Source organism: Bradyrhizobium sp. 197 (assembly GCF_023073375.1).
In the GTDB taxonomy this organism is placed as follows: domain Bacteria; phylum Pseudomonadota; class Alphaproteobacteria; order Rhizobiales; family Xanthobacteraceae; genus Bradyrhizobium.
On sequence record NZ_JADPJJ010000033.1, the window covers coordinates 1 to 9,273 of the forward strand.

Annotated in this window: 5 protein-coding genes and 8 pseudogenes; 4 read left to right on the forward strand and 9 right to left on the reverse strand. The window is 60.0% G+C overall.

Going from position 1 to position 9,273, the window contains the following annotated elements:
- Nucleotides 1-396: pseudogene (locus tag IVB27_RS08685) on the forward strand (hypothetical protein); the annotation flags it as partial.
- A 301-nt stretch (nt 397-697) separates the two neighbouring features.
- Here IVB27_RS08685 and IVB27_RS08690 read toward each other — a convergent pair.
- Nucleotides 698-1,015, reverse strand: a complete 318-nt coding sequence (locus IVB27_RS08690) for a hypothetical protein (protein WP_247442930.1) — start codon at nt 1,013-1,015, stop codon at nt 698-700.
- 221 nt (nt 1,016-1,236) lie between these two features.
- Between IVB27_RS08690 and IVB27_RS08695 the strand changes: the two are divergent.
- A pseudogene (locus IVB27_RS08695) lies at nt 1,237-1,590 on the forward strand (IS66 family transposase); the annotation flags it as partial.
- Between the two features lie 90 nt (nt 1,591-1,680).
- Here IVB27_RS08695 and IVB27_RS08700 read toward each other — a convergent pair.
- From IVB27_RS08700 to IVB27_RS08730, 7 genes and pseudogenes are all read right to left on the reverse strand, one after another.
- Nucleotides 1,681-1,857: pseudogene (locus tag IVB27_RS08700) on the reverse strand (IS66 family transposase zinc-finger binding domain-containing protein); the annotation flags it as partial.
- Between the two features lie 101 nt (nt 1,858-1,958).
- Nucleotides 1,959-3,584: pseudogene (gene tnpC, locus IVB27_RS08705) on the reverse strand (IS66 family transposase); the annotation flags it as partial.
- A 47-nt stretch (nt 3,585-3,631) separates the two neighbouring features.
- Nucleotides 3,632-3,952, reverse strand: coding sequence for an IS66 family insertion sequence element accessory protein TnpB (gene tnpB / locus IVB27_RS08710; protein ID WP_430642467.1), 321 nt, complete (start codon nt 3,950-3,952; stop codon nt 3,632-3,634).
- A 23-nt stretch (nt 3,953-3,975) separates the two neighbouring features.
- Nucleotides 3,976-4,377 (reverse strand): IS66-like element accessory protein TnpA, encoded by a 402-nt coding sequence (gene tnpA, locus IVB27_RS08715; RefSeq protein ID WP_247442931.1) that lies wholly within the window; start codon nt 4,375-4,377, stop codon nt 3,976-3,978.
- A 65-nt stretch (nt 4,378-4,442) separates the two neighbouring features.
- Nucleotides 4,443-4,810 (reverse strand): annotated as a pseudogene (locus tag IVB27_RS08720) (IS66 family transposase); the annotation flags it as partial.
- Nucleotides 4,811-4,957: 147 nt separating this feature from the next.
- A pseudogene (locus tag IVB27_RS43550) lies at nt 4,958-5,298 on the reverse strand (IS3 family transposase); the annotation flags it as partial.
- Between the two features lie 627 nt (nt 5,299-5,925).
- On the reverse strand, nt 5,926-6,402 hold the full coding sequence (locus IVB27_RS08730) for an Lrp/AsnC family transcriptional regulator (RefSeq protein ID WP_247442933.1): 477 nt from the start codon (nt 6,400-6,402) through the stop codon (nt 5,926-5,928).
- Nucleotides 6,403-7,059: 657 nt separating this feature from the next.
- Between IVB27_RS08730 and IVB27_RS08735 the strand changes: the two are divergent.
- Nucleotides 7,060-7,317, forward strand: a pseudogene (locus tag IVB27_RS08735) (transposase); the annotation flags it as partial.
- Nucleotides 7,318-7,319: 2 nt separating this feature from the next.
- On the opposite strand, the gene IVB27_RS08740 reads toward IVB27_RS08735, so the two are convergent.
- Nucleotides 7,320-8,702: an IS110 family RNA-guided transposase gene (locus IVB27_RS08740; RefSeq protein WP_247442934.1), complete on the reverse strand. Its 1,383-nt coding sequence runs from the start codon at nt 8,700-8,702 to the stop codon at nt 7,320-7,322.
- 231 nt (nt 8,703-8,933) lie between these two features.
- Here IVB27_RS08740 and IVB27_RS08745 point away from each other — a divergent pair.
- Nucleotides 8,934-9,273, forward strand: a pseudogene (locus IVB27_RS08745) (IS3 family transposase); the annotation flags it as partial.

Here is a 9,273-nt window from a genome sequence, read left to right on the forward strand (position 1 = left end):
GCGAGTCGCAGAGGCGGCCAGCTACTAACTCGAGCTCGCGGCTCATCGAATGCATCGGCCTGCCCGCACCTTCGTGCTCCCGGTGCCTCTGTCCCGATGGTCGCACCATACGCCACGATGCAGAACACCGCAGCGGAACATCGGCACCGAGAAACTCTCATACCGGTTACCAACCCCATCGAAAGCGTGTTCGCGACCGTGCGGCACAGAACGGTGCGAACCAAGGGTTCGTTGTCGCCAATCACCGCCAAGCTGATGGTGTTCAAGCTGGTCATCGCGGCATCAAGGACCTGGCGGCGGCTCAAAGGCACAAATCAGTTGCCGAAGGTGATCGCAGGTGTCAGATTCAAGGACGGCATCGAGGTCATCCACATGCCGGCAAACCACGCCGCCTGATCACCTCGTCACCCAAAATCCCGCATAGCTCCCCAGTTCGAGGCGGTGAGGCTAAAGTTTGAGATACTTCTTCATGACGTTCTCCGATCGTTGGTGCTCATGGCCATTGTCGCGAGCACGTGAACGACTGCTATGCGCTTGTTCGCGGGTGGAGTGAGCGATGATGCGTGGATTGGTTGTTAAACGGGGCTTGCAGCGGCCAGCACCTGCGCCCATCCCACTACCCCGGCGCAGAAAGAGCACGAGGCCGCTGCGGGCCATAGGCGGCAGCACCTCGCCGAGAGCCGCCATGCGCAGCACCTCATACTGAGGCCGCAATGGCGGTGGGCCCGGCTCTTTTGGGACTAGTCCCGCGATCCCTGCTGCATCGAAGTTCGCCTTCGCTTGGTAATAGGTCAGCCAGGAAAACGCCATACTCGTTGGAAACCTCGGCCACCGAGGCGCTGTCGACGGAGACACGACGCAGCATCTCGTACTTGACCTGCATGGAGTCTTGCGGATCGAAGAACTCACTTCCCTGAAACTTTGGATCGCGCACCTTCTCGGGTTTCGGATTGAGCGCGCTCTCCTCGAGGGCGTCGGTCTTTGAGCGCTTGCTGTCGTGCTCCGCCGGAACCATAGGACTCTAAGTGTGAAGAAGTATTAACGTAAATATATTTGAACGCGGCAAGCTGCTGGTCGAGCAGCTCGAACTCGCCATCAGGGATCTTGAAGGGACACAGGCGGAGCAGGAAACCAAGCCACTCAGCGCCGGAAGCCGCCAAACAGAATCTCGCGCAAAATAAGGCCGCCGCGAGGCTCCCTACTGGATAGCCTGCCGGTCGAACGATCATAGAACCCATGCCTTGCTCGTGTGGCAAGTGCGGCATTGAACGGCTTCACAAGCTCGGCGAGGTGGTATCGAAGACTCTGGAATGCGAGCCGCGGCGCTGGAAGATTATCGAGCATGTCCGCGAAAAGTTCTCCTGCCGAGATTGCGAGGCGATCACAGAGGCGCCGGCGCCCTCCCATCCGATCGCGCGGGGCTTTGCCGGGCCGGGCCTGCTGGCGATGGTGCTGGTCAACAAGTTCCTGCTGCATCAGCCGTTGAACCGGCAGAGCAAGACCTATGCCCGCGAAGGGATCGAGATCGACGTCTCGACCCTGGCGGATCGGGCCGGCGCCTGCGTAGTAGCACTCGATCCTATTATTGAGGCCATCCGCATCGGCGTCATGAGCGCGCAACGCATCCACGCTGACGATAGTGTGCTGCAGAATGATACTTGGCATCGATCACATGAGCCGCTCGGTCGGCAGCCCACCGCTAATCAAGCGTTCCGGCGCGGCATGCTGGAGAACGACGCCATGGCAGGCGCGGCAGGCCAGTTTGGGCCGGCGGGTCACAATCACCCGGTATTGCACCGGAACGACGTCGAGCCTCTGACTCTCATCGCGACCAATCCCAACGAGATCGCCTTTGCATTACGCATACGACGAAGGCCGCCTGATTGACGCATGCGCGCGGCACAGCGAGCTCTATGATCGGTTAGGTGAAGGTCAGGCGGCCTGCTGACCGGCGGACTTGTCGGTTTGGCCAGGAGCTTCCATTCCCAGGGCAGCAGTTCGTGCAGGCGCGACGCGCGAAGATCGGCGATACGGGCGAGGATGTCGGCGAGCTAGGCCTTGGGATCGACGTCGTTGAGACGACAAGTCGTGATCATTGTCAGCATGATGGCGGCACGGTCGGCACCATGCTGGCTGCCGGCGAAGGTCCAGTTGCGCCTTCCCAAGGCGATGCCTCTCAATGCGCGCTCAGCACAATTGTTGGTCAGGCAGATCCTACCATCGTCGAGGAAGCGGCCGAAGTCGTCCCAGCGCCTGAGCATGTAGTTCATGGGCTTCAGGACCTCGGAGGAGCGCGAGAGGGTTTCTCGCTCTCGGAGCAGCCAAGCGTGCATGTCGTCGAGCAGCGGCTTGCTTTTCTCCTGGCGCACGGCTCGCCGCTCGTCGGTGCTGCGGCCGTTGATGGCGCGTTCGATCTCGAACAACGCGTCAAGGCGTCTGACCGCCTCCAGCGCGATCGGAGAGACTGGTTTGCCCTTGCGGCCTTCCCGGGCAGTTTTCTCGATGTCAGCCAACTCGAAGAAGCCCCGCCGCGCATGGGCGAAGCAGAATGCCGGCGTGATCGGTAGCACCTTCCTCTTCGGGTCGAACAGGGGTTCAAAGCCGCTGTAGCAGTCCGCCTGCAGGATATCGGTGAAGGTGGCCAGATGCTTCTGTGGATGCGCGCCGCGACGGTCGCCCGAATCGTAGTAAACCGCCGCCGGCGGCGCAGGCCCGGCGAACGGCTGGTCATCCCGCACATAAGTCCAGATCCGCCCAGTCGTGCACTTGCCCTTCGCCAGGATGCGGATGGTGGTGTCATCGCCATGAAGGCGCTCGGCCGCGAGCACATGGCGTTCGATCAAGTGGAAGAGCGGCATGACGGCGACGGTCCCGTGCCCGACCTGGTCGGCCAGCGTCGACAACGGCAGGTCGATCCCCTCGGCCTTGAAGCGCGCACTCTGGCGGTTGAGCGGGATATGCATGCCGAACTTGTCGAACAGGATCGTCGCCAGCAATTGTGGGCCGATAAAGCCGCGCGGTGTGGCATGGAACGGCGCGGGCGGCTGGCTGATCTTCTCGCAATCGCGGCAGGTGAACTTCTCGCGTACCGTCTCGATCAGCTTGAAGCGGCGCGGGATCTCCTCCAGCGTCTTGGTCACATCCTCACCGATCTTCGCCAGCCGCGATCCACCGCAGCAGGCACAGGTCGTTGGAGCCTCAATGACGACGCGCTCGCGTTCGATGTCATCCGGCCATGGCTTGCGCATCGGTCGCTTGCGCATGAAGGGGCGGACGTTCTGCGTCTTCGCCGCTGCGGCCTGCGCGGCAAGCTCATCCTCGCTCGCTGTGGTGACGAGTTCTTCGAGCTCCAACTCCAGCTGTTCGAGCGGCCGTGCCGAGCGCTCGGAGCGCTGCCCGTACAGTTCGCGTTTGAGCTTCTCGATCCGCAGCTCGAGATGCGCGATCAGTGCCTCGTTGTCCGACAGCTCCGCCTGCGCACTGGCAGCCACCGCCTCGGCTCGCAGCCGCGCCTCACGCTCGCCCTTCAGCGCCGCCAGGGCACTCGCAAGGTCCGATGGAAGATCGTCCGGCTTCGGTATCATGAAGCCATTGAATCAGATCAAGCAGCAGATTCAAACCGTAAAAGCGGCTATCCGACCCGCGTCGGCCGATGGGTTTCTTGAGGGTTACGCCAATCGATCCCGGACAGCAGATAGCTCAACTGCGCCGGCGAGATCGTTACCGATTCACCGGCAACCGATGGCCAGATGAACTTTCCCCTCTCGAGTCTTTTGGTGAACAAGCAGGCTCCCTGGCCATCGTGCCAGATCGCCTTCACAAGATCGCTGCGGCGACCGCGGAAGACGAACAGATGACCGCTGAGCGGGTCTTTGTGCAGCACCTCCTGCACTTGGAGCGCCAGCGACGGAAAGCCTCTGCGCATATCCGTGTAGCCTGTCGCGAGCCACACTCGCACATTCCCCGGTATAGCAATCATCGGCGTCCAAGCACATCGAGGACCCGCGCCAGCGCGTCCGGATCGACGTGCGCATCCACCCGGATGCACCGTCGGTTGCCAAGATCGATCTCTATCAATCCAGTACGCGCGGCTGCCGCGGAGCGAACTCGGCCATCAACCGTAGGCAAAAGCTTCGGAGCTTCCTCAGCCGAGGCCGCTACGGCGGCGATCTGCACCGGCGTAAAAGATGGTATAACTTGTTCGGATGTTCGTGCTTGTCGACGCCAGGTAAACACCAGGCTGGCCGCTACTCCGTTGCGACGCGCAACCTCAGTCACCTTCGCGCCCGGCGCCAACGTCTCCTCGACAATCCGTGCCTTGTCGTCCTGCGACCAGCGCCGCCGCCGCTCCAGCCCGCCCAAAACCTCGACCCGCATCGCCTGATGACCTTAAAGCTCGACTTAAGGTCACACGCTTCGCGAATTACCATCCGTCACGCAAGACGGCCCCCGTCGGATGCGTACCCTTTGCAGGAGGGGCAACGGGTTGCAGCGGGCATCAGGGTTTCGACGATGCGTCGCAAATGCTCCGGCAGCTTGCCACGATTGGCCCTGCGCTCGGCAGTTCTCGTCTCCCATGTTTTGGGTTCGGTGCGATCCTCGGGCGCTTAAGAGCCGCGACGGCCTGATCTATACCTCCAGAACAAACTGTGGCTGATCAGCGTCAAGCTTTTCCGACGATCGATCGAACTGCGCATCTTTTTGCAAGCTTGAGCAACCGCTCGAGCCCGACGCAGCGATCCAGCAGAGCCGTGGCAAAGACAGGCAGCTCAGCTGGATCGCTCGGCAGCTCATCAGGAAAATCACTCATTGGGCCGGAGTCTGCCATGCTTCGCGCCCCGATGCAGCGAAGAGTTTATATCCTTACGCGAGCGCTTTCGGCTACGGGATTCGAGGTGCGTGCATGCGTGTCTAATCCATGCCGGCCAGAAGCGGCGACAGCTGCGGGGCGTTCTTGATAAATCGATCGGTCGAACTCAAGAGCTGCGCAGGCCTCGCGGCTGATACCGGATTCTCCACGAACTTCATCGACGAGCTTGCGCTTCCGATCAGGCCCCAGAGTTTTGGGCGGATCACGTCCTGAAGCACATACTTGTAGAGCGACAGGTCGGACACCTTCAGCTTGGCCTTCTCGTCCTCGAGCTGGGCATTTCGGTCGGCAGTAATCCGTCGCACTTTCTCTTGCAGTTGAGATAGGTCGCCTGGCTGATCACGGCCTTGCGGCAGACGTCCGGAACCGGAGCCCCCGTCATTGCCCTACTTGAGAATTACCGCCTTCTGGGCTCTGCAAACTTCCAGACCTTCATCGTCGTCCGCTCCTCCCGCCGAGGGCGATTCGGCAGCCCAACTTCTATCCAACAATTTCCGGTCGCAGATTACTCTGCTCCTTAATTGCTGCGATGACTCGTTTCTGGACAAGAACAGAGGCCTCTGGCAAGTTGACCGTCAGCGATGGGCCCGCGGCTTTAGAGGCTTGCTCGGTTTGCGCATTCTGTGATCGAAAAGCTCTACGCTCGCTACCGTAGTGTGATGCTTCCTCAGCCGCTTTTTGCGAGCCAAAGCCAATCTCGGTTGCTCAACTTGTTACGGTCGTTCGAATCGAAAGCGCCACGATGGGCAGAGATGATGCTTGCGACTGGCAAGAGCCGTCGTTTGCGGAATTGCTGCTGCTCAGGGAAGAGTGGGCTCTAGTCACCATCATCTTGCAGACCGCCATCGTCGACTCAGATGATTGCCTAAATTCTGGAACTGGTGGTGCCGCTTTAACATCGATCGCAACCAGCCTTGGAACATCGTGCCGAGAGAGTCTTCGACGATCCAGCTGTGTTTGTCATTGGCACAGCAGCGCGAGCGGTGTCTTCTTGCGTTCTAGGCCAATGGGCGAAGAAATCACGCGGAGCAAACCCACAAGGTAAGGCAAACGTATCAGTCCTTTGACGGAGCTTCGATCGGAACGGCAAACCCGGCTTTTACTCCGTCCATCACGACCATTGTTTTGAAGCCCTTGATATCCCGATTCTCTCGGAAGAAACGTCGCGCGAACTGCTCATAATCGTCCATCGTGCGCGCTGTAATATACAGAACAAAATCCGCATCGCCCGTAACGTAAAATCCGTTAGCGACCTCAGTAGAGGATTTGATGGCCTTCTTGAATCTATCGATGATGTCCGAGCGCTCACGCTCCAGCGTTACCAAGACAAGCATCTGAATAGGCCTTCCTACCGCCTTGGCCGAGACAACCGAGACGTCGGCCTCAATGATTCCTTCGGAACGAAGCCTCTTCAATCGCCGTTGGCAGGCTGTAGCCGAAAGGCCGGCTAGCTCTCCGATGGTTTCGGAAGTTAAGCGGTTATTCTTTTGCACGATCTCCAGAATGTGGGCATCGATTCGGTCGTATCGCATGAACTCCTCTTTGGATTCAGTTAAATGGCACAGTTGGGGGTGCCCATCAGAGGCGGGAACAGGCGCAGGGCTTTGGCATAGCGCAGGGCGGGGGGGCTCCGTCGGTGATGATGGGCGCGCTGGCTCATCATACTCTCCCGCACACCGTCATCAGACGCTTCGACAATCTCAGACTTGCTGATCATGTGTCAAGCTTTCGATTAAGGGAGAGGAGAGCATGAAGCTGAATCAGATCTCGCGTTCGTAACTTTTATCGATGGCGCCCTTTTCGTGCGCCACCTCATTGCATAACGCCGCGATGCTGCAGGATACTCCGAAAACGGGCAAGAGGGATTGGCCGCCGGGTCAGTCGAGGAATAAGGGGATCTCGGTATTCGAAGTGATCCAATCCGATGTTTGCCGAATGACGATCGAGCGAATCGACGTTCCGCTCGAGACGCGGTTCTCAAGAGGCAATGAAACAGCTCTCTCTCGAGGGGCAGGTTCAGCCATGCCTAGGACAAGGCAACTTTCGCACGCATGGTGTCGACGCTGGCTCAAACTGCCTGTCAGAATGAACGCGTGCTTCTCTACAGAGCTGGCCCCGCAAATTTGAACAGGAGGATAAGTGGAGTTTCTGCCTGACGGCGGCGATAATCGCCGCGAACAGGAGAGACCATGAGCAGACGACCGCGCCGGAACCACACGCCGGCTTTCAAGGCCAAGGTGGCACTCGCTGCCGTGAAGGGCGGCCGAACGATAGCTCAACTGGCTGAGCAATTTGACGTCCGACCCAATCAGATTATGGCGTGGAAGGCGCAGCTCGAGGGAGGAGCTTCCGAGGTTTTCGGATCTGGAAGTGTGACGGCCGCCGTGCCGGCTGTGGGCGTAAAGTCGCTGCACGCCAAGATCGGCGAGCTGACGCTGGAGAACGATTCCTAAGAAACGGCAGCACCAGCTTTCGGCTCCACTGGCTGGAGAACAAACCCGAATGCCTTGGCACGCCGATGCAGATTGTTGACGACTCGCGTGCGGTAGCGCGTCTCGTAGGATGAGGCCCCCGGATCGACATACTCCATTCCGTGTCGCACCGCGTTGTAGAATAGGACTGCGATCTTGCGGGCCGTGGCGGTCACCGCCTTAGCCTTGCCGATGCGGGACGAGAGACGCCTGTAAAAGGCGCCGAGCGCGGTGTCAGTGCGTCCGACGGTGACGGCAGCGAGGCGCAGAAGAGCCGCGGCCCGACCGCCGGATCGGCGCGTTCGTGACGAGAGCACTTTGCCGCCGGAGATCTTATTGCTCGGAGCCAACCCCAGCCAGGAGGTAAAATGCTTTGCACTTGGCCATGAGGTAAGGTCGTCGCCGCATTCCGCGATCAACTTCAGCGAAAGGTAAGGGCCGAGGCCGTCGATCATAGTGATGTCCTTTCCGAGCAACACGAACAGCGCCGCCCGGACGTCGAAAGCCAGAGCGTTCGCCTGATCGGTTCTGTTCCGACGCCGCGAGACTGGCGGTGCGGATCCATGATCACCACCCCTGTGGGTGCTGAGTTCCTTCAACACAGCTTCGATCCGGACATCGCAGGCAGATGCCTTTTCGCGATAGGCGTCGTAAAGGGCGAGTGCCTGATCGAGCGCAAACAGATGCTCGGCACGGTAGCTAGCGGTGAGCGCCTTCGCGATCGTCTCGGCGCTGGAGTGGCAGCTGTAATGGCGTAAGCACGCCAGCGCCTCAGGGTCGCGCTCGCCGGCAAGGATCGCGCGAATGATGCCCAGACCGGTCGCTCCGGTGATGTCGGCCACAACGTGGTGGAGTTGAAGATTCATCTCAGTCAATGCTTTCTGCATATGCTGGATGTGTGAAGCCGCGTACTCCAGCAGACGCTCCCGCTGACGCACGTAGGCTCGCAGTTCGGCAATCTGCCCTTTGGGTCGAAAGCTGGCTCGCAGCAACCCGAACGAATGGAGCCGCTGCAGCCACTGCGCGTCGCTGACATCGGTCTTGCGCCCCGGCACGTGCTTGGCATCGCGCGCGTTGACAAGAAACACGGTGAACCCCCGTGCATCGAGAAGCTCGAAAATCGGGATCCAGTAGACACTGGTCGATTCCATGACGACGGTGTCGACGCCGCATTCTGTAAACCAGTCGACCAGCCGATGCAGATCAGCCGTGAAGGTACCAAAGCTGCGTACTGGCTCAGGTGCGCGATCTGCCCTGACGGCAGCCATGTGCATGGTCGCGCCAATGTCGATGGCAGCCGCGTTCGGGTGCACCATGGGCATCGTGCCGTCGGCCCTGGATTTCGATTTGTTGCGGTTCATCTCCAATCCTCCTGCTGACACGGCGGAAGGGCTGGGCTGCGCAATTTATTCATATTCCTAAACGGGATCGCCGGGACGGCGTCACCACTCTCACGTACGCAACAGCCCATGGACCAGGTTTTTTAGCGGGGTCACATGCCACCAAAATCATATCGGCCGCTCCCTTCCGGCCGCAGTCTAGCGGCAATGCGTTTCTATCCCACAGGGAGCGAGTAGCGCTGAGACCAGCTTTTTAGAAGGTGCGCTCACCAAGGCGGGATTGCTGAGCGCAAAGCGATGATCGACCGCGAGCACGATTTGTCGATCACGAAGCAAGCGGAAGTCTTGCAGATCAGCCGTGGCAGCGTCTATTACCTGCCGCGCCCGGTGTCGGACGCCGATCTCGCGGTCATGCGGCGTCTCGATCGGCTGCATCTGGAGTTTCCTTTCGCCGGTTTGCGGATGTTGAGAGGCCTGCTGGCTGCCGAGCGGCGCAAGATCGGCCGCCGGCATGTCAAAACGCTGATGCGGCGGATGGGGATAGAAGCGCTCTATCGCCGCCCCCGAACCACGAAGCCGGAGCCCGGCCACA

Bases quoted from the DNA above. Each gene is read 5' to 3' on its own strand.
- IVB27_RS08690 (WP_247442930.1), bottom strand. From the start codon at position 1,015: ATGGTTCCGGCGGAGCACGACAGCAAGCGCTCAAAGACCGACGCCCTC.
- tnpA (WP_247442931.1), bottom strand. From the start codon at position 4,377: ATGCGGGTCGAGGTTTTGGGCGGGCTGGAGCGGCGGCGGCGCTGGTCG.
- IVB27_RS08730 (WP_247442933.1), bottom strand. From the start codon at position 6,402: ATGCGATACGACCGAATCGATGCCCACATTCTGGAGATCGTGCAAAAG.
- IVB27_RS08740 (WP_247442934.1), bottom strand. From the start codon at position 8,702: ATGAACCGCAACAAATCGAAATCCAGGGCCGACGGCACGATGCCCATG.